The organism is Pseudobacillus sp. FSL P4-0506, from assembly GCF_038003025.1.
GTDB lineage: Bacteria > Bacillota > Bacilli > Bacillales > Domibacillaceae > Pseudobacillus.
In genome coordinates this window covers 1,627,967-1,651,429 of the sequence record NZ_JBBOOI010000001.1, presented here as the reverse complement: position 1 = coordinate 1,651,429, position 23,463 = coordinate 1,627,967, and the positions used below count along the sequence as shown (strand labels likewise).

Genomic DNA, 23,463 nt, shown 5'->3' with positions numbered 1-23,463 from the left:
TTTCTTAATTAAAGGACATTGGCATGCCCGTTATAAACAATGCCTCTGGAGGCATCCACAGTAATTTCTTGTCCATCCTTTAAAATCGACGTCGCTTCTTCTACTCCAACTAGGACCGGAATGCCCAAATTGATACCGACAACAGCACCGTGGCTTGTCAATCCACTTTCCTCTGTAATCAGCGCTGCACATTTTTCGATAGCCGGCACCATGTCTCTGTCGCTGCCGATCGTTACAAGGATGTCCCCTTCTTCTATCCTTTCTAGTGCTTCTGATGCGTTTTTAGCAACGACGACCTTGCCATAAGCCGATTTTCGCCCAATCCCTTGGCCTTTCATTAAAACGTCCCCAACCACATGGATTTTCATCAGATTTGTCGTACCCGATTCGCCTACTGGAACACCGGCTGTGATGACGATTAAATCTCCGTGCTTGACGAGACCCGTACTTATGCTTTGTTGTACAGCGAGCTCAAGCATTTCATCTGTTGTCTTTACTTTAGGACCGATATTTGGGAATACTCCCCAGACAAGTGCAAGGCTGCGTGAAACTCGTTCACTGGATGTAACCGCGACAATCGGTGCTTTTGAACGATAGCGTGAAATCATTCGAGCAGTGTGTCCACTCTCCGTTGGCGTCACAATCGCTTGTACATCTAAATTGTTTGCCGTATGGGCCACTGATTGTCCGATCGCATCGGTCATTGTATGTCCACTTACTTTGCTACGTATAGATAAGATTTCTGAGTAATTTAAAGCCGTCTCTGTGCGATCTGCAATGCTGTGCATCGTTTGTACCGCCTCAAGAGGATACGTTCCTGCAGCTGTTTCCCCAGAAAGCATAATCGCATCTGTACCATCAAAAATAGCATTGGCTACATCACTTGCTTCCGCACGTGTCGGGCGCGGGTTACGCTGCATGGAATCAAGCATTTGTGTCGCCGTAATAACCGGCTTGCCGAGAGTGTTGCAACGCTGAATTAACCTTTTTTGCACGAGCGGCACTTCCTCGGCAGGAATTTCCACGCCAAGATCTCCGCGTGCTACCATCAATCCATCCGATACCTCAAGAATGCTGTCGATATTATCGACTCCTTCTTGATTCTCAATTTTAGGGATGATTTGAATATGGCTCGCTCCATGCAGTTCCAGCAACTCATGAATCTCGAGAACGTCAGAAGCGCGACGAACAAAAGAAGCAGCAATAAAGTCAACGTCTTGTTCAATACCGAACTTGATATCTTCTGCATCCTTTTCAGTAATTCCTGGAAGATTGATCGATACACCGGGCACATTTACACCCTTTTTATTTTTTAGCGTGCCACTGTTCAGTACTTTTGTTTGGATTTCGCCTGCTGATCTATCGATGTCTGTTACTTCAAGGGCAATTAAGCCGTCATCCAACAGGATTTTTCCTCCCGGCTTAATATCCTCTATCAATCCCTCATATGTAACCGAAAATTTTTCGGATGTTCCGAGCACTTCATGCATAGATACTATCACTTGACTGCCAGCTGTTAGCTCTATAGCATCATTTTCCATATTATGTGTGCGAATTTCAGGGCCTTTCGTATCTAACAAAATACCGATTGTTTTTCCGGTCTTCTTTGCAGCTTCGCGAATATTTTTGATTCGCTGTGCATGCTCTTCGTGATTCCCATGGGAAAAATTCAAACGGGCAATATTCATGCCAGCTTCCATTAACTTTTCGAGCATGGACGGGCTTTCACTTGCCGGACCAATCGTACATACAATCTTTGTCTTTCTCATCTTTTGAGAGCCTCCTCGTGAAAATCAATTAAATAGATAACTCTTTAGCTAATCGGGAAATATTTAGATCCAGCTTATGTGGAAGAGCTAGTGCTTCTACAATGTCATAATCAACCAGCTCATTGCGCTCAATGCCGACTGCACGGCCGCCTTTTCCTGCTATCAACAGCTCGACAGCTCGAGCACCAAGCCGGCTTGCAAGCATCCGGTCGGCAGCTGTTGGAGAGCCCCCTCGCTGCATATGGCCAAGCACAGATACCCTCGTTTCAATTCCAGTCATTTTTTTTACTTTCTCAGCAAAGTCATTTCCACTCATTACGCCTTCAGCCACAATAATAATACTGTGTCTTTTTCCGCGCTCAAGCCCATTCAACAGCCGGACTTTGATCGCCTCCATATCAAGTGGTTCTTCCGGAATTAAGATCGTTTCCGCCCCGCCAGCAAGGCCGGCCCACAACGCCAGATCTCCGGCGTTTCTTCCCATTACTTCCACGATAAATGTGCGTTCATGAGAACTTGCCGTATCTCGGATTTTATCAATTGCATCAATGATCGTGTTTAAAGCCGTATCAAAACCGATTGTGAATTCGGTGCCCGGAATATCATTATCGATTGTCCCGGGTACACCGACACACGGATAGCCAAGCTCAGTAAGTGCTTTTGCCCCGCGGTAAGAGCCATCGCCGCCAATCACAACAAGCCCTTCTATTCCATGTTCTTCCAACTGTTTCAATCCTTTTTTCTGCCCTTCTGCTGTTTGAAATTCGGGGCATCTTGCCGATCGGAGAATCGTTCCTCCCCGATGAATAATATCGCCAACTGAACCTACTTCCATCTTGTGAATATTGCCTGAAATTAACCCTTGGTATCCTTGGTAAACCCCATATACTTCCAGGTTATGATAAATCGCTTCACGGACAACAGCACGAACGGCTGCATTCATTCCCGGTGCGTCACCACCGCTCGTCAACACTCCGATACGTTTCACATGGATCCCTCCGTCTCGCCTGGATATGTATCTTTTTACAGACATAGCTAAACAGTTCTTATTGTTTGGCTCATTCTCTACTTGTCTCTTCTAAAATAACAGAAAGGTCTGACCTTCACAATGTTTATGGAGTTCCATGATCAATTAGATAGGGCTATATTTTATAAACATTTAAAAAAGAACGTGCTTTTGCCTTTCGCTGCACGTTCTTCTTTTCCCGCTGTCTATTTGCACGAAACAATCAGAGTGTGTACTCTCCGATCTGTTTATATTTCATATAACGATTGTCCAATAATTCCGGAATCGATAAATGAAGAAGCTCTTCAAGAGCCGGCTTCAGCGTTTGATCAATTAATGCTGCTTGTTGGGCAACATTTCGATGGGCTCCTCCGCTCACTTCAGGGACAATGGCATCAATGACTCCTAAGTCTTTTAAATCTCCTGCTGTGATCTTCATTGTTTCTGCAGCCCTTTTTGCCTGAGAGGCATCTTTCCAAAGCAGAGCCGCAGCCCCTTCTGGGGAAATAACAGAGTAAGTGGAATTTTCCATCATAAATAATTTATCGCCGATGCCTAGACCAAGGGCTCCTCCGCTTCCGCCTTCGCCGATAACAATACAGATAATAGGCACTTCCATGCCAGCCATTTCAAACAAGTTTTTCGCAATTGCTTCGCTCTGTCCTCGTTCTTCAGCGGCCTTCCCTGGGTAAGCACCTTTCGTATCGATCAGACAAATAATCGGGCGCTTAAATTTTACTGCCTGGTTCATTAGACGAAGTGCCTTTCGATATCCTTCCGGGTGCGGCATGCCAAATGTCCGCTTAATATTTTCCTTCGTGTCCCGTCCTCGCTGATGACCGATAACAGTTACTGGTAGGCCGTGATATTTAGCTACTCCACCGACAATCGCTCCATCATCGCCAAACAATCGATCGCCATGAAGCTCCATAAAATCGGTAAATAAATAGCTAATATAATCCAGCGTTGTCGGCCGTTCCGGATGCCGGGCCATTTGTACACGGTCCCATGGTGTCATGCTTTCATAAATATCTTTCTCAAGCTTTTTCAAGCGTTGTTCCAGCTTTTCAATCTCTTCCGTCAAATCAACATCCGAAGTTGAAGTAAACTCTTTTAATTCAGCAATCTTTCCTTTTAGTTCCATCACTGGTTTTTCAAATTCTAAACCAATCATGCCAATTCACCACCCGGTTGATGTATGTCCAGTAAAAAGGCGATCTTTTCCTTGATTTCATGACGATGAAGTACTGCATCCAGCTGGCCATGCTTTAATAAAAATTCGGCTGTCTGGAAATCTTCCGGCAGCTTTTCGTGGATCGTCTGCTCAATAATCCGCCTGCCTGCAAATCCAATCAATGCGCCTGGTTCTGCGAAATTATAGTCTCCAAGGGAAGCAAAACTTGCGGATACGCCGCCAGTGGTAGGATGCGTCATAATGGAAATAATCAACCCGCCATTTTCGCTAAAACGTTTTAAAGCTACACTTGTTTTCGCCATTTGCATTAACGAAAGCACACCCTCTTGCATTCTGGCTCCACCTGAGGCAGTGAAAATAATAAACGGTACTCCCCGGCGTCCTGCTTCCTCAATTGCTCTCGTAATCTTTTCGCCAACCACTGATCCCATACTTCCCATCCGGAAATTAGCATCCATAATGGCAACAACGGCTTCAAAGCCTTCCACCCGGCCAATGCCGGTTAAAACAGCTTCATTCATTTTTGTTTTTTGCCGGTCTGCCTCCAGCTTTTCCAGATACCCCGGGAAATTCAGCGGATTTGTTGAAGAAAGTCCGGCGTCGAATTCCTCGAATGTTCCCTCATCAATAAAAGAATTACAACGTTCAATTGCCGTCATTCCATGATGATGGCCACACTGCAAGCAAACACTTAAATTTTTCTTTAGTTCTTTTGTATACATGATCTTTTTGCAGTTAGGGCATTTTTGCATAATGCCTTCAGGTACGTCTTGCTTACTAGCTTCTGTAGGTATCGTCGCATACTTTCTTTTTTTTGGTTTTTGTTTGTTAAATAAATCTTTAATCAAGTTGCATCCTCTCCCTGTAAAAAGCTTGAACCTAGTTATCTGACTTTATGAGACGGACAGCAAAAAACAGAACAGCCTAAAGCTGTTTGTAAGCGTCAATAACATCTTTTATGTTTCTAGTCTTCACTATAGAAATCAAATGGATAAAAGCCTCTTTATTCGTTAATAGTCTATCCTCTTTGTGAATTGCCGCGGCATAATCAGATACGATCAACCAGATCTTTTTTAAAAGCGAATTACCGCTTATATCCATTAAGAAAGCAAAAAAGCTCTGCTCCGTAAACGATTCGTCTTTTATTCTTTCAGCAAGCTCTGACATTAATTCCTCTAAATGTGGAAGTAAGACAACAGAGGATAAACAGCCGATTTCCATAATCTCTTTCGTTAGCCGAACATCTTTTTGAGTCTGTTCTCTTTGCAAAATAAATGTGCTTAGCAATTGAACGAGCTGATGATCGCTGAAATCACGAAGAAATGTTCCCTCTCCTCGTCTTGTTTCAATCAATCCAAGTAGTTCCAGAGCCCGCAATGCCTCTCTAACAGAGGACCGGGCAGCAGACAGCCGCTCAGACAGCTCCCTCTCAGATGGCATCTTGTCCCCCGGAGTCAAGCCGTCTGCTGCGATCATCTCACGGATTTTGTCTACCACTTCCGCAAACTTTGATTGCGGTCGTTCATTTTCCACAGCTTTATTCACCTTTTCCGATAAGAGACAACTGCATCGTACGTTGGCGAATTTCCTCAGGATCAGCTTTCAAGCGGGCTACACCCGTTTCCATTGCTGCCTTTGCCACTGCCGATGCTACCGCTGGAGCTACACGCGGATCAAACGGACCTGGTATCACGTAGTCAGCATTTAGTTCGTGATCCTCAATCAGTCCCGCAATAGCCTCTACAGCTGCCTGCTTCATTTGTTCATTGATGTGCGTCGCGCGTACATCAAGTGCACCACGGAAAATTCCCGGAAAAGCGAGAACATTATTTACTTGATTCGGGAAGTCTGAACGCCCAGTTCCAATCACACGGGCTCCTGCCATTTTTGCCTCTTCCGGCATGACTTCCGGTACCGGATTTGCCATCGCAAAAATAATAGGTTCTGGATTCATTGTTTGAATCATTTCTTTTGTGAGGGCGCCGGCAACAGATACACCAATAAACACATCCGCCCCCTTAATGACGTCCTTAAGTGAACCTTCCTGACGGTGAACATTCGTATACTTGGCCACTTCTTCTTTCACAGGGTTCATTCCTTCTTGACGCCCTTCATAAATAGCCCCACGAGAGTCACACATAATGACATCACGCACTCCATAGCTTGTAAGCAGCTTGATGATAGCAATGCCAGCTGCTCCAGCACCATTGGCCACTACTTTAATGTCTTTGAACTTTCTTCCCGTTAATTTTAGAGCATTCAACAGACCTGCCACTGTGACGATAGCCGTTCCATGCTGATCATCGTGGAAGATGGGAATGTTCGTTTCCTTCTTAAGGCGTTCCTCAATTTCAAAGCAATGAGGAGCTGCAATATCTTCTAAATTGACTCCTCCGAATGTTGGCTCCATCAGCTTTACAGTTTCTATGATCTTCTCTGGATCTTCTGTATTTAAGCAGATTGGAAACGCATCTACGCCAGCAAAACTTTTAAATAACACTGCTTTCCCTTCCATAACAGGCATCGCTGCCTCTGCCCCAATATTTCCAAGCCCAAGAACGGCGGTTCCGTTAGAAACGACCGCTACCGTGTTCCCTTTAATGGTATAATCAAACACTGTTTCAGGCTTTTCATAGATTTCCTTACATGGCTCTGCGACACCCGGTGAATAGGCCAGGCTTAAATCTCTTGCATTTTTCACTTTTGTTTTAATGCCAGTAGACAACTTTCCTCTATTAACCTTATGCATATGTAATGCTTCTTCTCTAAGTGACATCTTTTTCTCTCCCTATTTCGGCAATTCTAACCGCTCTCAGTGGTCAGACCACGTTTTTGTCTATTACACACAATAAACTATCAGCGATCAGTTGTAAAGTAAAGAATTATTTAAGTACTACATTCTCGCTGCCGACGAGCTTTCTTAATTCCTCCAGCAGCGATTCTGCCGGCTTAACGGCGCTTCTTCCATGAAGCTTAACCGTTTGCCGGTTCTTTTCATAATGAAGAACAACAGGCACATTTCCTTTGGAAAAGCTGATCAGCCGGTGAATATCCTCAAGAATTAAATGTTCATCCGGTACCTCTGGTATTTTTATGTACAGCGTTTTTTCTCTTTCTACCTGCCACTCTTCCACCTCTTCTAAGCTGTACACCTGATTCACTATCAATTGTTTACGGCCGTTTCGTTCTTCCGCATTTCCTGATAGATAAAGAATAGCACCTTTTTCTAGAAGAGTGGAATACCTTCTATATGAAGTTGGGAATAAGACACCTTCTATTTCACCGCTGTTATCTGAGCAATGAACAAATGCCATATTTTCTCCCTTTTTCGTGCGGATGACTTTTACTTCGTTTACAAAAACACCGACAGACACACTGCGGCTGCCAGCAGACAATCGAACAATTGGAAGAGCTCCCTCTTGCTCAAAAAGCTGCTTATACTGTTCTATTGGATGAGCAGACAAGTAGAAGCCGATGACTTCCTTTTCAAATTGAAGTTTATCTTCCATGCTCATTGGCTCTGCCTGTGCATATTTTGGTTTTGGGAAGAAATCATCTCCTATAAATAAGTCCTCCACGCTTGGACTATCCATTGGCTGAATCAACTGAGCATGTTCAATCGCCACGTCAAGTGTGGCCAGAAGGACAGCTCGATCTTCATTAAACTCATCAAATGCACCTGCAAATAAGAGGGCTTCTAGCGCCTTACGATTCACTGCATGAATAGGGACACGCAGACAAAAATCAAACAAGTCCGTAAAGGGTCCTTTTTCCCGGGCATTTATAATTGTTTTCAGTACACTTGCCCCAATGCCTTTGATAGCTGCAAGGCTAAAGCGGATGCTGTTTCCTTCAGCTTTAAAAGGATAAAAACTGTGATTAATAGACGGCGGCAGTAAAGAAATTCCCATCTCCTTCGCTTCTGCTACATATTGTCTCACTTTCTCTTCATTGCCGACAGCGGAGCTTAACAACGCAGCCATAAAGATGGTTGGATAGTGAGCTTTTATATACGCCATTCCGTAGGAAATAAAGCTATAGGCTACCGCATGGCTTCGGTTGAATCCATAATTCGCAAACTGAACGATTAGATGGTAGATTGCTTCTGCTGCTTCTTTGCTGTAGCCCCTCTTCACTGCTCCTTCTATAAAATGATGGCTTTCGCTGTCAAGCACGTCCTTTTTCTTTTTGCTGACTGCCCTTCTCAATAAGTCCGCTTCCCCTAGAGAAAAACCAGCGAATTTTGAGGCAATCTGCATGATTTGCTCTTGATAAATAAGTACACCATACGTCGGCTCTAAAATGTCCTTTAAGTCAGGGTGGGGATAATGGACCGGCTGTCGTCCATGCTTGCGCTCTATATAACGAGGGATACTTTCCATCGGACCTGGCCGGTAAAGCGCATTAACTGCCACAATATCCTCAAAACGGTTCGGCTGCAACTTCATCAGTACGTTTCGCATTCCCGCTGATTCCAATTGAAAAATCCCTGTTGTCTTTCCTTCTCCGAGCAATTGAAACGTTTCTTTATTCTGTAAAGGTATATTCTGCAAATCTAGCCTTTTTCCTTCAACATAATAAATGGAATCAATCATTCTTTCCAGAATGGTCAAATTGCGCAGACCGAGTAAATCAATTTTTAACAAACCAAGTTCTTCGAGGGCATCCATTGGAAATTGGGTCAGAAGCACATGATCATGTCCCTCTTGCACAGCAACGAGTTCCGTTAAAGGCTCTTCCGTGATAACCATTCCGGCGGCGTGTGTGGATGTATGGCGCGGTAGCCCCTCAAGTGTCAAAGCCGTCTGATAGATTTTTTCGTGCTCTCCCGTTTGGTGCACCCACTCACGAAAACGGTCAGAGTCCGCATACTGCTGCTTAAGTGTCACCCCTGGCCGTGATGGGATGATTTTGGAAAGCTGTTCAAGTTCCTTTGAGGACAAACCGAACACTCGGGCTATATCGCGGATAACTGCCTTTGCCGACAATGTGCCAAACGTAATAATTTGTGCCGCATGAAGCGTCCCATATTTATCAGCAACGTAACGAATGACCTCATCCCGTCGGTGATCGGGAAAATCAAGGTCGATATCCGGCATGGTTACGCGCTCTGGATTAAGGAACCTCTCAAATAACAACCCATGTTCAAGCGGATCGACTGTTGTAATGCCGAGCACATAAGCTACGAGCGAGCCAGCGGCCGATCCTCTTCCCGGCCCTGTCAAAATATGATTGTCTTTTGCGAATTTCATAAAGTCCCAGACAATTAGAAAATAATCACAAAATCCCATCTTTTTAATTGTTTCAAGTTCATAAGAAAGCCGCTCTGCATAAGATGGCTTCCCGGAAGCTCCTATTTCCTCCAGCCCTTTATGGCAAAGCTGTTCTAAATATTGAGAAGCAGATTGGCCCTCCGGCAGCGGATACTTAGGAAGCAGACGTCGTCCGAGTGGAATATCCACTTTGCACTCATTTGCGATTTTTACCGTTTGTGCCAGAGCATCCGGCAAGTCTGCGAATAACTGAGCCATCTTCTCTTTGGAAGAAAGGTACGCTTGATTATTATCATCTATCTGTTTATCTGCCAGCTTCACTCCATCCCTGATCGCTTCTAAGCATTGAACGGCAAATGCTTCTTCTTCATTTAAATAAGTAACTCGATTAGACACAAGTAGCGGAATTGAAAGGGAATGACTTAATTCTCTCATTTCTTGGATAATTGTTTCCTCATTCTTTCTCCCGTGACGTGCAACCGATAAGAAAAAATGGCCTGGATCAAATTGCTGTTCTAACAATTTAGCTGCCTTCTTCGCTTGTGCAGGATCGATTAAGAGCCATTGCTCCACCTCTCCTTCTACCCCTGGAGTAAAGGCAAATAAACCAGCTGAATAACCTTTGAGCCACTTTAATGGAATGCCTTCTTTAGCTCTTGTTTGAATGGCACTGGAAATCTTCAATAGATGATGGTAACCTATATTGTTTTTCGCCAGCAGTACAAGCGGATAAGAACGTCCCTCCTCCAGGCTGCTTTCAACATCGGCAATTAAGCCGATAATCGGCTTGATTCCAGCCCGCCTGCATGATTTGTAAAAAGGAACCGCCCCGTACATAACATTGCGGTCTGTGATGGCGAGTGCGTCATAGCCCAGCTCTTTTGCCTTGACAGTCAACTTGTCAATAGCTATGGAGCTAGACAATAGGCTGTAGCCTGTTTGAACTTGCAGATGTGTGAACATCCTTCTCATCCTTCCTTGACACTTTTCGTCCCTAGCCTCTTTCTTCATTATAAGACGGCCGCCATAAAAAAGAAAATATGTTCTGCTTTCATAGGAGACTCTTTCTTTACATATATAAATAGAAAGACAAGCTATTATGGAGGGCGTATGGCAGAAACCTTTTTTGATGAATTATTTAAATGTTACTTTATCGCATTTGGCGTTTTACTCGGCGGCTCGCTAATCGGGGGACTAGCATCGTTTGCAACCGGAAGACCGCTTTTTACGGGCATTTCACAAATTAGTGAAGGCTTGCGAATTTGGGCAATTATCGCTGCCATCGGAGGAACCTTTGATACCGTTTATAGCTTTGAACGAGGCTTTTTAAATGGTGAAACAAAAGATTTATTTAAACAATTCTTGCTCATTTTGTCGGCAATGGGCGGAACAGCTACCGGAACGGCTATTATCGTATGGCTGACTGGGGAGCATATTTCGCCATGAGAGTGCCAACTTTGCATAAGCAAAAGAGCTTGCAGCGGCTGCTGGCCGGGGCAGCGATCGGCTTCTGCCTTAGCTGGGTGCTCTTTCTTTATATGTTTGGAGCTTCCCAGGAAAGGCAAGCTGCTTTACTGGAAAAGCAAAAGAAAACGATTGATGAATTAAAGGTCCAGCTAGAAGTTTGGCAGGAGGAGTATAAAGAACTTAATAAAAAAAACCTGCACAAGCTGATTGTGCAGGAAATTGAAATTGATATTCTCAATTATAAAAAGTATGGCATTGATGACTCCCAAAGCATTTTCAATGCAAAGGAACAGCTAAAAAAAGATCTATCTGTTTTATATGCGAAGGACCTCGAAACAGTTTATTCTCATAAAGAACTGATTCGACAGACAATTGAAAACAAAACACTAAAAATCAATAAACGAAGTTATTCCCTTCATGTAAAAGAGTGGTATTTTTATACCACTATCCATATTCAGCTCGAGATGGATTTAGAAGGCGGTTAAGCCTCCCGGCAAAGCTTCTCAAGATCAGCCGCTACGTTTTCTGCCTCTTCCCAGGAATAAACGGAAGCCCCGGCAGCGAGTGGATGGCCGCCTCCTTTATACCTTTTCGCAATCTCATTAATTACAGGTTTTTTAGAGCGAAGACGGACACGGATTTGATCTTCTTCTTCGATGAAAAAAACCCAAGCCTTGATCCCTTTTACATTGCCGAGTGTGCTGACAAGCAAGGAGGCTTCTGAAGGGGCTACTTGAAACTCCTCAAGAAGCTCCTTTCTTAAAACGACAGAAGCCGCTCCACTTGCTGATAGATTGAATGTTTGCAGGATATACCCTTGCAATTTCAATACTTTCTCATCCGTCTCATACATCCGGTTAAACAGCTCGTCACGATCAAAATCAAACTGAAGAAGCTCTCCTGCAAACACCATGGTACGTCTCGTTGTACTAGGATACAGAAAGCGTCCGGTGTCACCGACAATGCCAGCAAACAATAGCCGGGCTGCCTCATCATTCAAGCTTAGTCCTTCCTCTTTGCCGCTTTTATATAAATCATAAATCATTTCACTCACCGAGCTGGCAGAGGTATCTACCCACAGAAGATCGCCATACGGGTCCTCGTTTGGATGATGGTCAATTTTGATCCACTCTTTTCCAAGACGATAACGGCGGTCACAAATTCTCTCCTGATTGGCTGTATCACATACAATCACGAGCGCTCCCTCATATACTTCATCCGCGATGACATCGAGCTTGCGCAAATAAGCAAGTGTCGGCTCTTCCTTTCCAACCGTGTATACCTTCTTATGGGGAAAAGAAGCGAGGATCATTTCTGCCAGCCCCCCCTGCGATCCGTAGGCATCTGGATCGGGACGTACATGACGATGAATAATAATCGTATCATATTCTTTAATTTTTTGGATAATTTGACTTTTCATTCCTGTCTCCTTTGTGACATTCCGTTTTTTTAGTAGAATTTCCTTCTTGTTCTCGTTAAAATGAAGATGTCTGAACAAATAAATGGAGGAAAACTTATGCCCGTTTTAGCATTTATTATTGTTTTATCGTTCGCTTTTTACATTTTTTATAAGGTCCAATACGTTAGAAGCAGACGTCCCATGGAGAAAAAATGGCTATCTGCTAAATCCAGCATGGCGCTTGGCCTATTTGTCGGCTTCTTTGGTTTGAATACATTATTTATCCAGCAGACGACTATATCTTATGTGATTGCTGCTCTGTTTTTGCTTATCGGTTTTTCTAGCTTATGGGCAGGGTATAAAGCTTACCGTCATGTTCTTCCTTACGCCCAAAGAGAAGCTGAAGAATTAAAAAATCAATAATGACCTAAAAGGAGGATGACCTAAAAAAATCTTTGGGACATCCTCTTTATTTATTTGTCACATCCCATCCGCCGGGAAGGTTACAGAACAACCTTCCAAACGGCTCGTCTTGTGCTTGACGGGACATAGCAGTCGGCTTCGCTTTTCTTTATTGCCTATCTAGGATTTGGCACATCATGAGGGCTTTTCCGACGAGCATGCCTCCGTTGTATACTTCCACGTCCACTTTTCCAAATTTCCGGCCGACTTCAAGTACATTTGGATGGATTTCCAACAAGCTTTCCATTTGTACGGGCTTTGAGAAATAGATAGTAATGTTCTCTACGACAATGTCGCCCTTTTTCTTAGCCCGCAGCGAGCGCCTTGCTGCTTCTGTAACAATCGTTGTAAATACTCCATAAGAAATAGCTCCCAGCTGATTGGTCATTTGGGGCGTCACTTCAAATGTATAAGTTTCTTCGGACTTATCGCCCGAAAGATCAATCTGGTTTGTAATCGTATCATCAAGCGTTTCACCCATTTGCGGTTGTCGCTGGGCCATTTGTAATGTTTTCAATACATCTTGACGACTGACAATTCCCTGGATACGACTCTGATCATCGACGACCGGCAAAAGCTCAATCCCTTCCCAGATCATCATATGAGCAGCAGCAGCTACACTCGTTTTCATGGTGACGGTGATCGGCTGCTTTGTCATGACTTTCTCAATAGGCGTCTCCTGTTCTGCTCCCATGATATCTTTCGCTGTCACAATTCCTTGTACTTTTAAATGGCGATCAAGAACAGGAAAGCGACTGTGGAGCGTCAATCGATTTTTGTCAATCCAATGGCTAACTTTATCACCGATAGTGAGTGAAACTGTCTGGTCAAATGGCGTAAAAATATCACCGACAAGCACGATTTCCTTTTTGATCAACTGATCATAAATGGCACGATTGATCATGGTCGCCACTGTAAAAGTGTCATATGTTGTGGTAATGACCGGCAACTCTAATTCATCTGCAAGTTTTGTTACATGGTCATCCGCCTGAAATCCTCCCGTGATCAACACGCCTGCTCCTGCTTGCAGGGCCAGTTCATGTGCTTTCGTCCGGTTGCCGACAATCAATAAATTATCAGGCCCAGTATATCTCATCATGGCCTCTAGTTTCATGGCGCCGATCACGAAACGGTTTAGCGTTTTATGCAGGCCAGCCCGGCCTCCTAGTACTTGCCCATCAATAATATTCACTACTTCAGCGAAGGTCAGTTTTTCAATATTTTCTTTTTTCTTTTGCTCTATCCGGATGGTGCCAACTCGCTCGATTGCTGAGACAAACCCCTTAGTTTCCGCATCTTTTATGGCTCTATAAGCCGTTCCCTCACTGACTGAGAGCGCTTTAGCAATTTGCCGGACAGAAATTTTCTCCCCTATCGGCAGCCCCTCTATGTATTGTAGAATCTGTTCGTGTTTTGTAATCAACTGTTTCACCTGTCCCTTTCAGACTCGCTAATACAGTTATTATACTTTGAAAAGCACAGCGATTCAATTCAATTCAGAAAAGGCTGCAAGGTTCTTCTCGCAGCCTGAATCCTGTTACAATTCGATAGCTTGTCCAGGTTCTAACACTTGTCCATTTTTCGTTTCTAGCTTCTCAATAAATGCATGAGGGTCCTGTTTGATCGGCGGGAAAGTATTGAAATGAATAGGAACGACTTGCTTTGCTTGTAAAAATTTAGCCGCAAGCGCTGCATCATCTGGTCCCATTGTAAAATTATCACCAATCGGGAGAAATGCCAGGTCAATCGGGTGCAATTCACCAATTAATTTCATATCGGAAAAGATCCCCGTATCTCCCGCATGGTAGATTGTTTTTCCTTCAATCATTAATAAAACGCCCGCCGGCATGCCCATATAAAGGAAGGTCCCGTCTTCTTGTTCAATTCCCGAACCGTGAAATGCCTGAGTAAATTTTACGCGGCCAAATTCAAACTCACGACTTCCACCGATATGCATAGGGTGAGTATTAACTCCTTGGTGACTGAGATAAGTAGCCAGCTCATTTACAGCAATAACGAGAGAATTATTTTTTTTCGCAAGTTCTACTGTGTCACCCACATGATCACCATGACCATGCGTCAAAATGATGACATCCGGCTGTTCATTTTCCACTTGCAGATCGGTTAAGTCATTCCCTGAGATAAACGGATCGATTAAAATTGTCTGGCCGTTCGTTTCTACTTTTACAATTGAATGTCCATGATAGGATACTTTCATAGGTAAAACCCCTTTCTTAAAATGATTTCCACTCCTACTATTCGATGAAACAATAAATTCCCCTGCATGTCTACTTATTTACTTACTCATCATTTATTGATACGCTTTTAACTGGTAAATGCATTGTCTAAGGAGGAAACAACATGAACAATCGACTAACAAAATTAATGGAGTGGCTGAAAGAAAAAGACATTTCCTTGGCCTTTATCACTGCTCCTGAGAATGTCTTTTATTTAACTGGTTTCAGAAGCGATCCGCACGAACGTCTGCTTGGCGTAGCCATCTTCCCTGAATCTGAGCCTTTTCTCATTTGTCCAAAATTAGATGCATCCGATGCTAAAAACAGCGGCTGGGCATTTGAAATTGTCGGCCATACAGATATCGAAAATCCCTGGGAAATGATCGAAACCCGTGTAAAAAAACGGTCCGGTCGCATCAATCGAATAGCCGTTGAAAAACAACATTTAAATGTTGAACGCTACGAGGAGCTTTCCAGCCGTTTTCCGGGTGCCGCGTTCGTTGCCGCCGAGGAGAAAATGCAGCAGCTTCGATTGATAAAAGACAAAAAAGAACTTGCCTCTTTAAGAAAAGCTGCAGAGTATGCAGATTTAGCTGTAAAAACCGGAGCAGAAGCCATTCGTGAAGGCAAATCGGAGTTAGAAATTCTCGCTGAGGTTGAATTCGAAATGAAAAAACAAGGCATTGCTGAAATGTCTTTTTCTACGATGGTATTGACCGGTAAGAATGGCGCTTCTCCACACGGGACACCTGGAAACACAAAAGTGAAGAAAGGGGATCTCGTTTTATTCGATCTCGGGGTTGTATATGAGGGCTATTGCTCTGATATTACGCGTACGGTCGCTTTTGGAGAAATCTCAGACAAACAACGTGAAATTTATGAAACGGTGTTACAGGCTCAACAGGCAGCTGTGGCAGCTGTAAAGCCTGGAATGACTGCTAAAGAGATTGACCTGACTGCAAGAAAGGTGATTGCAGACGCAGGATACGGCGACTTTTTCCCACACCGGCTCGGACACGGTCTTGGAATCAGTGTTCATGAATACCCAAGCATCACTGAAACAAATGAGCTGCTTTTACAAGAAGGCATGGTATTCACAATTGAGCCAGGGATTTACGTGCCGGATGTGGCCGGTGTGCGCATTGAAGATGATGTATACGTTACAGCGGACGGCGTTGAAATTTTGACCGCCTTCCCTAAACAATTAACATTTGTTTAAGAATTTTCATATTTTTGGATACATCTCAGCTGTCATCTTTCTCCTTTTCATGTAGAATAAAAGAAAAGGAGGAATGTATAATGAGCATGAAGTATGAAAGCATCCTTGTGGCGGTTGACGGGTCGAAGGAAGCGGAGTGGGCATTTCGAAAATCAATCGAAATCGCTAAACGCAATGATGCGGTACTCAACCTTGTACATGTAATCGACACACGCTCATTTGCAGCCATTGAAGCATATGACCGCTCCATCGCCGAACGGGCTACTACTTATGGCAGTGATTTGCTAAAAGAGTACAAATCGTCAGCTGAATCGGCAGGTGTCGGAACCGTCAACACTTATGTTGAATACGGCTCGCCTAAAGTTATCATTCCTAAAGAAGCAGCAAAGCAAGTAAAAGCAGACTTAATTGTATGTGGAGCAACCGGCTTGAATGCCATGGAACGCTTCCTCATTGGAAGTGTTTCCGAACACATTACTCGTTCTTCTAATTGTGATGTACTTGTTGTCCGCACAGATAAAGGCGAGTAATAGAAGAAAGACCGAAGCATAAGGATGCTTCGGTCTTTCTGGCTTGTAAGCAGCTTTCATATAATCTCTTCTATAGAATTCACGGTACATTTTCCCTTTTTTTGATCACTAACTATTTTTCTTACATCTTCTTTTCTAATGGCTATTTCCTAACTACTTTTAGCAGCCGATTCGGAGCAGTCGTTCATTTTTCAGCATTTTATCCAACTCACTTTGTCTTTGGCTAGCTGTTCTCCCCACCCATCCGGATAAGATGCATCAGAAAAAATATAATCCACTTTGTTTAAATTAGTAATTTGATAAGTAGCTTTTTTGTCTAGCTTCGAGTGATCGGCCAGTACGAATGTCTGGCTCGCTTGCTTAATCATTTGCTCTGACAACGTAGCATTCTCTAATTCATAGCACGAGAGTCCAAACTTTGGCAATATGCCGTCTACTGAAATAAATGCCTTTTCAAAATGAAGTTGGTTCATAATTTGCTGGGACATTGGGCCAGCTACCCGATAGTGCTGAGAACTAACCTTTCCCCCAATAAATATCACTTCCCCCTCAAAAAACTTTTTATTGATTGCTGAAATCAGTTGATTAGCTAGTGCAAAAGAATTTGTAATTACAGTTAAGTTTTTGTAATGGAGCATATAAGGAATCAGTTGCAACGTAGTGCTTCCCTCGTCAATCATCAGCACATCTCCATCGCGTATAAAGGCAGCAGCCTTGTAAGCAATTCTTTTTTTCTGTTCTATGTTCCAAATTTTCCTCTCTATCATCGAAGGCTCCACTAATGGGGAGTTCGCCGACTTAACAGCTCCCCCGTATACCTTCTTCAGCTTCCGCTCTCTATCCAATTCTTCTAAATAGCGGCGGATCGTTTCTGTAGATACAGCAAACTCATTCGCTAAGTCTGCTACCTTCACTTTTCCCTTCACTTCCACTTTTTCTACGATGATCCGCTTTCTCTCTTCACTTATAACGGACACTGCTGCACCTCCAATGCCAGTCTCTTTTTGTTAAATGTGCGGCAGGGCAACTTCTTTTTCTATAACACTTACCTTTTCATGGATAAAAATCTCTCTTTTTTTTAGCTCTTCAAAGATGATAGACGGATTAGCAAACGCTTCTTCTGGCGTGATTATCCCCTGCTTTTTTACATGCCCTTTGGCAATTAAACTAGCTGCGATAGCAAAAGGGATTGCTACATTTCGAGTATAAGCCCTTAACCTCTCCCAACCAGGCACAGATCCATCCGAAGCAGGATGTGTATGATACAATGTATGCCGCATCTGTTTTCCTTGCTTTGTTCCCTCCACCTCTACATGAAGGGCATATCCATATAATTCTGTTGTCTGCCCTTCGTCAGATGCCAATAAATACTGGGATATACAATCCATAATTCCAATCTCTTGACCGTTTACAGTAATCTGTGTATTCTTCAACATTCCATAATCAAATAACGATTTTACTAGACTCATGTTCTTTTCAGGCCATGCTCCCCGGGTTTCAATTAATTTAACCCCTTTATCCTTCAGTGCTTGAGCGAGGGTGATCGTTTCAGCATGTGGAATAATATATTGAATCGTTTCTCCATAAGGGTCCGGCAGCTTGACTTTTCGCGGCCGAGCAAAGGGTGGCACTTGCTTCATTTCTCCGTTTTCAAATACCACTCTTGTCGGCAAGTTCGGGTCGTATTCGTAAGTAGTTGTTTCAGCAATGGAAGCTGAGAAAGCAATCGGCCGGAAAGAACCATGGCTTACCCGTACACTTTCAACGGTATCTAATTGATTGGCCGCATGCATCGCCATCATTTGCGTTAATCCTGGGGTCATGCCGAAACCCGGGAGAAGTGTTTTTCTATTTTTCACAAATAGATTGTTCCACTTTGATTCTTCGCCAAATCCATTTAAGTTAACGCCATGACATCCTGCTTTCGCAATACATTCGGAAGACAAACCATTCAGCTTAATCGTCGTTCCATCTAAAACGATATCGTATCCCTTCATTTTTTCCACAGTTTCGTCTACGTTGGTCACGTCCACTTGGACAAAGTCTATTCTTGGGTCATTCAACCACTTTACAACCGCTTGTCCTTCTTGTTCATTGAAATCAGCTACTGTAATTTTTTCGAATTTAGAGTACTGAACGAGATCTAAAATCGCTTCGCGGCAAATTTTCCCGGCTCCTCCTAAGCAGAATACCTTCATAGACAAACCGCCCTTCTTTCAACAGCTTTTGTTAAGGCCAAAATATCAGCGGCATGCACATTACCAATATTGCCAATTCGAAAAGTATCTATTTGAGAAACCTTTCCTGGATAAATCACAAACCCTTGTTCTTTTAAATAGTTATAAAACGATGTAAAGTCAAACTCTTCGTTCGGAAAACAAAATGACGTGATAATGGGTGAATGGTATTCTTCTTTAATAAAAGGCTGAAAGCCAGCTTCCTTCATCCGTTGCACTAATAAGGTCTGATTCTGCTCATAGCGTGTTTGTCTCGCCCCGACACCACCCTCTTCTTCAAGCTCGAGCAACGCTTGATAAAACGCTCTTACTACATGGGTGGGAGAAGTGAATCTCCATTTTCCGTTAAACTGTTCCATTGTTTGCCACTGATCATACAGATCGAGCGACAGGGAACGTGCCTGTCCCTTGCATTTCTGGAGTTCCGCACGATTAGCAATAACAAAACCAAACCCAGGCACTCCTTGAATGCATTTGTTGGCACTGCTGATTAGAAAATCAATTTGCCAGCTTTCCATATCTATTTCAACTCCGCCAAAACTGCTCATCGCATCAATGATTGTTCGTTTGCCATACTTTTTGGCTGTTTCAGCAATGGCCCGTACGGGATTTAATATTCCCGTAGTCGTTTCACAGTGAACGGCTGCCACATGAGTAATGTCTTTGTTGGCAGCTAAGACATTTTCCAGTTGTTCAATTTCTATCGGTTTATTTTCCTCAGTCCTGCATATAACAGTTGGGATACCGAGAATCCTGGCAATTTTGACAATCCTGTCTCCGTAAGCTCCATTTACACAAACTAATAGTTTACCGGATGATTGAACAACTGATCCTATCGTGGCTTCTACAGTAAATGTTCCGCTTCCCTGCATAAGAACCGCTGTATAGTCATCCGTATTTGTTACAGCCAATGCTACAAGCTTTTGACGAACTTCCTGAACGAGATCATTATACTCTTTATCCCATGTACACCAGTCCCTCATCATTACGGCTTTCACTGTTTCAGTAGTAGTAAGCGGTCCAGGCGTTAATAGTAAATAATGTTTGTTTTCCATATGAACATCTCTCCTTTATGAAACAGTTATAGATTGCTCGAATTCGATTTTATCAATTACCTTTTCCAAGTCATCCAGCTCTAAAATAGTGAAATCGGCTCCCGCTTCAATAAAGCGTTCCCTTACTGCTTGTATTCTTCTGTCTAACTCGTTGATCTCCATCGATTTTACTTCCTCTTCTGAAAGACCGAGTTCACTGCCTCCTAAAATAACCCCTACTGTCCACATTCCAGCGTTTTTTCCCTCTTGTATGTCTGAAATCGTGTCTCCTACCTTAATCATAGAATTCATTGGATAAATCCCTAAGTGTATGGCATTTAGATAACACATCCATGGATAAGGGCGCCCTGCAGGCACTCCATCGGATGTAATGAGATAATCAGGAGCATAGCCTTGTTTCTCTGCTTGGAAGGCAACAACTTTCATCATTTCTGCTGTGTAACCTGTTGTCGAGCCGATCTTGATCCCCCGGTGACGGAGTTTCTCCATGAGTTCTAAACAGCCGGGAACTGGTGTAGCGTAATCAGGAAGAATCGCAAACAATTCTTCTTCAAATCGGTCGTACATCTCTTTAATATCGTTTTCTTCTGGATCGCGTCCATGAATGGTGTGCCATAGCTCCTTGATACGCGGCATTTCAGTGAGTACGCGAATGTGATCTATTTTCAAAAGCCCCATCGGCTTGCGAGCCTCTTCAATCGTAATATCAATGCCTTTCTCCTTAAAAATGCGGATGAATACTTGCACAGGTGCAAAGCACCCGTAGTCTATTGTTGTTCCTGCCCAATCGAAAATGATTCCTTTAATTTTTGTTTTCATCTTGTCTCTCCTACCTTTGCTGCCAACGGATTACCCACAGGCGCATCGTTTTTGTTATTCCTTCATGCAAAATTTTCACAATAATATTCGCTAATAAAATAAGTGAACTCATGGCAGCCGCCGCAGCCAAGTTTCCAGCATCATCCATGTTTACAATTGAGATAGCCGCCAACTTGAAGTCCGGCGAGTACAAAAACATGACCGCAGAAACGGTAACCATGGAATTGACAAAGAAGTACATGGCCATTTCCAGAATAGCTGGCAAGCACATAGGAACCGTTACAGTGAAAAAGGTTTTGTAAAGGGGAATCCCCATGGATTCGGAAACAACTTCATATTCTTTGTCTAACTTTTTTAACGCTGTCGTCGCCGTAACAAAAGCAACGGAATAGAAATGGATAATATTCGCCATAACGACTATCGCTACTGTTCCATATAAGAAATGAAAAGGGTTGGCCAACTTCCATGAAAAAATCTGAATGTCTGGCTGGCTGAAGAAAAATATATATCCAAGACCAATTACAAGGCCTGGCACAGCCAATGGGATGACTGATAGAAAATAGCCCACTTTTCTCAAATGAGATAGCCCGCGGATCTTCTCTATTGCGTAGGCGAATAAAAAGGTCAAACAAGTTCCGATAATTGCTGTAATTCCAGCTACGATCAAGCTGTTTGTAAATGCCTCTATTCCGTTGCCTGTATAACTGGAAAACCCGAGGTGTTCAAGGGTAAAGCTTAAATCATATGGCCACACTTTTGTAAAAGCAGCAATTAAAACGGCCAATATCATAAACAAAATGGCTCCTGTAATAGCTGAACAAAACAGGAACAACAATGTATCTCGTAATCTTCCTTTTTTGATTTGAAATGGCTTCGATTTAGCTGAAATGAATGAAGCGTGTTTTTGCTGTGTGAGTCTATCGATAACAAAAGCAAAAATAGCAGGAAGCATAAGAATCATGCCAACAGCAGCCCCCATGGCTATGTTTTGCTGCCCGATCACTTGCTTGTATACGTCTGTTGCCAACACATTATATTGTCCTCCGACGATTTTGGGTGCGCCAAAATCTGTAAAACTTAAAGTGAAAACAACAAATGACGCACTGATCAATCCATATTTCACCCCTGGCATCGTGATTATCCAAAACTTTTTAAGCTTTCCTGCCTGGAGAATATCAGCCGCTTCATACATCTGATAATCTGTTCCTTGAAAGGCGACCAATAAAATTAACAGTGCCTGCGGGAAAGTATAGATAACTTCCGCTATGATAATACCTATCGGGCCATATAACTCCAGTGATACTCCCGGAAAAATCCCCAAAAATCCATTGGTGAGCAGCCCTTGATTGCCAAACAAATAGACAAGGGCGATTCCGTGCATCATGGTTGGGGCAAACAACGGAAGAAGTGCTGCAGACTTAAAGAATCCCTTTCCGGGAATTGCTGACCGAACGAGTGCATAGGCGTAAACAAACGCCAGGGAAACTGAGATGAAAGTGGTAGCGCCAGATATAAAAACCGTATGCTTTAATGACTGAACAAGTGCCGGTGAGGAAAAATACTGAATGAAATTTTCTAAGCCGGCAAATGAGCCATCTTTCCGATAAAATGCATGAATAAATAACTGGCAGAGCGGAAGAACAAGAAGAAGCATAAAAGTGCCGATTAATCCGAGAAGGAGCAATCGCTGCAGCCAGTCATTTTTCCCGCTTTCTCGTTTTATTCTCTTAAGCGCAGCAGCTGTTCCACTTTTTTCTAACCACTCCATTTAAACGCCCACTTTCTCCCGATATGACAGCATCTGCTTTTCACCTAAAGACAAGGTGAGCAGGCTGCCTTTTTTGATTTTTCGCTGCTGAACGATATTTGTAGCTATATCAATCAGCAACAGCCTCTTATGTAATGGTGAATCGACGTCTTCAAGTCTGACTAATCCTCTGTATATCGGGCCTCTAAACTCAAGTTTTTCTACAATGGCACAGATACCTGCTTCATCGGTTAACATGATCTCTTCTGGGCGGATGGCGAGCATCTGTCCATTCTCTGTATCCTGATGAGCATGGATAAAGTTCATCGCTCCAATAAAATCAGCTACAAATGGATTAGCTGGCATTTGATAAATTTCTTGAGGGGTCCCTATCTGCATAATCTCTGCGCTTTTCATGACGATTATCTTATCTGCCATGGTTAAAGCTTCCTCCTGATCATGAGTTACCATAATCGTCGTAATACCAAGTTTTTCTTGCAGGGAACGAATTTCAAATCTGAGTTTTTCCCGCACCTTCGCATCTAGGGCAGATAACGGCTCATCAAGCAAAAGAAAGTCCGGTGACAGGGCGAGTGCGCGGGCAAGTGCTACCCGTTGTTGCTGTCCTCCTGATAACTGTGCAGGATAGCGATCTTTGCTATCTAGCAACCCAACCATCTCCAAAGCTTCAAGCGCCTTCTCTCTCACTTCAGGCCTCGGAATCTTTTTAGCTTTCAAACCAAATTCAACATTTTTTAAAGCAGTCAAATTCGGAAAGAGGGCATACGATTGGAAAACCACCCCGACATTCCTTTTTGCCGGCGGAACAGCAGTCATATCTTTTCCTTTAATAAAGACTCTCCCAGAGGATGGTTTTTCCAATCCGGCAATAATACGAAGCAATGTTGTCTTGCCGCAGCCACTAGGCCCCAATAAACAAAGGAACTCTCCTTGAGACACATTAAAAGAGAGATTATTTAACGTAGTAAGCTCTCCAAACGTTTTTTTAACGTGGTCAATTCTTAAATAATCCTTCATAGCGTTCGCC

21 protein-coding genes are annotated in these 23,463 nt (G+C 43.3%); 5 read left to right on the top strand and 16 right to left on the bottom strand.

What is annotated here, in order from left to right:
- Positions 1-8: 8 nt before the first annotated feature.
- The 7 genes from pyk to dnaE form a co-directional block, all read right to left on the bottom strand.
- Positions 9-1,769 (bottom strand): pyruvate kinase, encoded by a 1,761-nt coding sequence (gene pyk / locus MKZ02_RS08095; protein WP_120033739.1) that lies wholly within the window; start codon positions 1,767-1,769, stop codon positions 9-11.
- Between the two features lie 28 nt (positions 1,770-1,797).
- The gene (gene pfkA, locus MKZ02_RS08090) at positions 1,798-2,757 is read right to left on the bottom strand and encodes a 6-phosphofructokinase (RefSeq protein WP_340852929.1); all 960 of its coding nucleotides are present in this window, start codon (positions 2,755-2,757) and stop codon (positions 1,798-1,800) included.
- A 241-nt stretch (positions 2,758-2,998) separates the two neighbouring features.
- On the bottom strand, positions 2,999-3,949 hold the full coding sequence (gene accA / locus MKZ02_RS08085) for an acetyl-CoA carboxylase carboxyl transferase subunit alpha (RefSeq protein ID WP_120033743.1): 951 nt from the start codon (positions 3,947-3,949) through the stop codon (positions 2,999-3,001).
- Entirely contained in the window at positions 3,946-4,818 is an 873-nt protein-coding gene (gene accD / locus MKZ02_RS08080; RefSeq protein WP_120033745.1) for an acetyl-CoA carboxylase, carboxyltransferase subunit beta, read from the bottom strand. The genes accA and accD overlap by 4 nt, the downstream gene beginning before the upstream one ends.
- A 76-nt stretch (positions 4,819-4,894) precedes the next feature.
- On the bottom strand, positions 4,895-5,503 hold the full coding sequence (locus tag MKZ02_RS08075) for a FadR/GntR family transcriptional regulator (RefSeq protein ID WP_340852924.1): 609 nt from the start codon (positions 5,501-5,503) through the stop codon (positions 4,895-4,897).
- 4 nt (positions 5,504-5,507) lie between these two features.
- Entirely contained in the window at positions 5,508-6,746 is a 1,239-nt protein-coding gene (locus MKZ02_RS08070) for an NAD(P)-dependent malic enzyme (RefSeq protein WP_120033750.1), read from the bottom strand.
- A gap of 106 nt (positions 6,747-6,852) precedes the next feature.
- Positions 6,853-10,206, bottom strand: coding sequence for a DNA polymerase III subunit alpha (dnaE, locus tag MKZ02_RS08065; protein WP_340852922.1), 3,354 nt, complete (start codon positions 10,204-10,206; stop codon positions 6,853-6,855).
- Between the two features lie 147 nt (positions 10,207-10,353).
- Between dnaE and MKZ02_RS08060 the strand changes: the two genes are divergently transcribed.
- Together MKZ02_RS08060 and ytrI are read left to right on the top strand one after the other, a co-directional pair.
- Positions 10,354-10,689, top strand: coding sequence for a YtrH family sporulation protein (locus tag MKZ02_RS08060; protein WP_120033753.1), 336 nt, complete (start codon positions 10,354-10,356; stop codon positions 10,687-10,689).
- Complete coding sequence (gene ytrI, locus MKZ02_RS08055) at positions 10,686-11,195, top strand: sporulation membrane protein YtrI (protein ID WP_120033755.1); 510 nt, start codon at positions 10,686-10,688, stop codon at positions 11,193-11,195. The genes MKZ02_RS08060 and ytrI overlap by 4 nt, the downstream gene beginning before the upstream one ends.
- Here the strand turns inward: ytrI and MKZ02_RS08050 are convergent.
- Entirely contained in the window at positions 11,192-12,130 is a 939-nt protein-coding gene (locus MKZ02_RS08050) for a DHH family phosphoesterase (protein ID WP_340852920.1), read from the bottom strand. The genes ytrI and MKZ02_RS08050 overlap by 4 nt on opposite strands.
- 96 nt (positions 12,131-12,226) lie before the next feature.
- Here MKZ02_RS08050 and MKZ02_RS08045 point away from each other — a divergent pair, with 96 nt between their 5' ends.
- Positions 12,227-12,532, top strand: a complete 306-nt coding sequence (locus MKZ02_RS08045) for a YtpI family protein (protein WP_120033757.1) — start codon at positions 12,227-12,229, stop codon at positions 12,530-12,532.
- A gap of 148 nt (positions 12,533-12,680) precedes the next feature.
- Here the strand turns inward: MKZ02_RS08045 and MKZ02_RS08040 are convergent, their stop codons facing one another.
- Complete coding sequence (locus MKZ02_RS08040; protein ID WP_120033761.1) at positions 12,681-13,994, bottom strand: DRTGG domain-containing protein; 1,314 nt, start codon at positions 13,992-13,994, stop codon at positions 12,681-12,683.
- 114 nt (positions 13,995-14,108) lie between these two features.
- On the bottom strand, positions 14,109-14,789 hold the full coding sequence (locus MKZ02_RS08035; protein WP_120033763.1) for a metal-dependent hydrolase: 681 nt from the start codon (positions 14,787-14,789) through the stop codon (positions 14,109-14,111).
- 143 nt (positions 14,790-14,932) lie between these two features.
- On the opposite strand from MKZ02_RS08035, the gene MKZ02_RS08030 reads away from it, so the two are divergent.
- Both MKZ02_RS08030 and MKZ02_RS08025 read left to right on the top strand, forming a co-directional pair.
- Positions 14,933-16,027 (top strand): M24 family metallopeptidase, encoded by a 1,095-nt coding sequence (locus MKZ02_RS08030; RefSeq protein ID WP_340852915.1) that lies wholly within the window; start codon positions 14,933-14,935, stop codon positions 16,025-16,027.
- 80 nt (positions 16,028-16,107) lie between these two features.
- Positions 16,108-16,557 carry a universal stress protein gene (locus MKZ02_RS08025; protein ID WP_340852913.1) on the top strand — a complete coding sequence of 150 codons (450 nt, stop codon included), beginning with the start codon at positions 16,108-16,110 and terminating at the stop codon, positions 16,555-16,557.
- A 191-nt stretch (positions 16,558-16,748) separates the two neighbouring features.
- On the opposite strand, the gene MKZ02_RS08020 is transcribed toward MKZ02_RS08025, so the two are convergent.
- From MKZ02_RS08020 to MKZ02_RS07995, 6 genes are read right to left on the bottom strand one after another with little or no spacing between them, the layout of a single operon-like run.
- Positions 16,749-17,534 (bottom strand): DeoR/GlpR family DNA-binding transcription regulator, encoded by a 786-nt coding sequence (locus tag MKZ02_RS08020; RefSeq protein ID WP_120033769.1) that lies wholly within the window; start codon positions 17,532-17,534, stop codon positions 16,749-16,751.
- 30 nt (positions 17,535-17,564) lie between these two features.
- On the bottom strand, positions 17,565-18,755 hold the full coding sequence (locus tag MKZ02_RS08015; RefSeq protein ID WP_340852909.1) for a saccharopine dehydrogenase family protein: 1,191 nt from the start codon (positions 18,753-18,755) through the stop codon (positions 17,565-17,567).
- On the bottom strand, positions 18,752-19,849 hold the full coding sequence (gene phnW, locus MKZ02_RS08010; RefSeq protein ID WP_340852907.1) for a 2-aminoethylphosphonate--pyruvate transaminase: 1,098 nt from the start codon (positions 19,847-19,849) through the stop codon (positions 18,752-18,754). The genes MKZ02_RS08015 and phnW overlap by 4 nt, the downstream gene beginning before the upstream one ends.
- Positions 19,850-19,864: 15 nt before the next feature.
- Complete coding sequence (phnX, locus tag MKZ02_RS08005; RefSeq protein ID WP_120033773.1) at positions 19,865-20,668, bottom strand: phosphonoacetaldehyde hydrolase; 804 nt, start codon at positions 20,666-20,668, stop codon at positions 19,865-19,867.
- A 10-nt stretch (positions 20,669-20,678) separates the two neighbouring features.
- The gene (locus tag MKZ02_RS08000) at positions 20,679-22,436 is read right to left on the bottom strand and encodes a putative 2-aminoethylphosphonate ABC transporter permease subunit (protein WP_340852905.1); all 1,758 of its coding nucleotides are present in this window, start codon (positions 22,434-22,436) and stop codon (positions 20,679-20,681) included.
- The gene (locus MKZ02_RS07995; RefSeq protein ID WP_340852903.1) at positions 22,437-23,453 is read right to left on the bottom strand and encodes an ABC transporter ATP-binding protein; all 1,017 of its coding nucleotides are present in this window, start codon (positions 23,451-23,453) and stop codon (positions 22,437-22,439) included.
- Positions 23,454-23,463 lie beyond the last annotated feature (10 nt).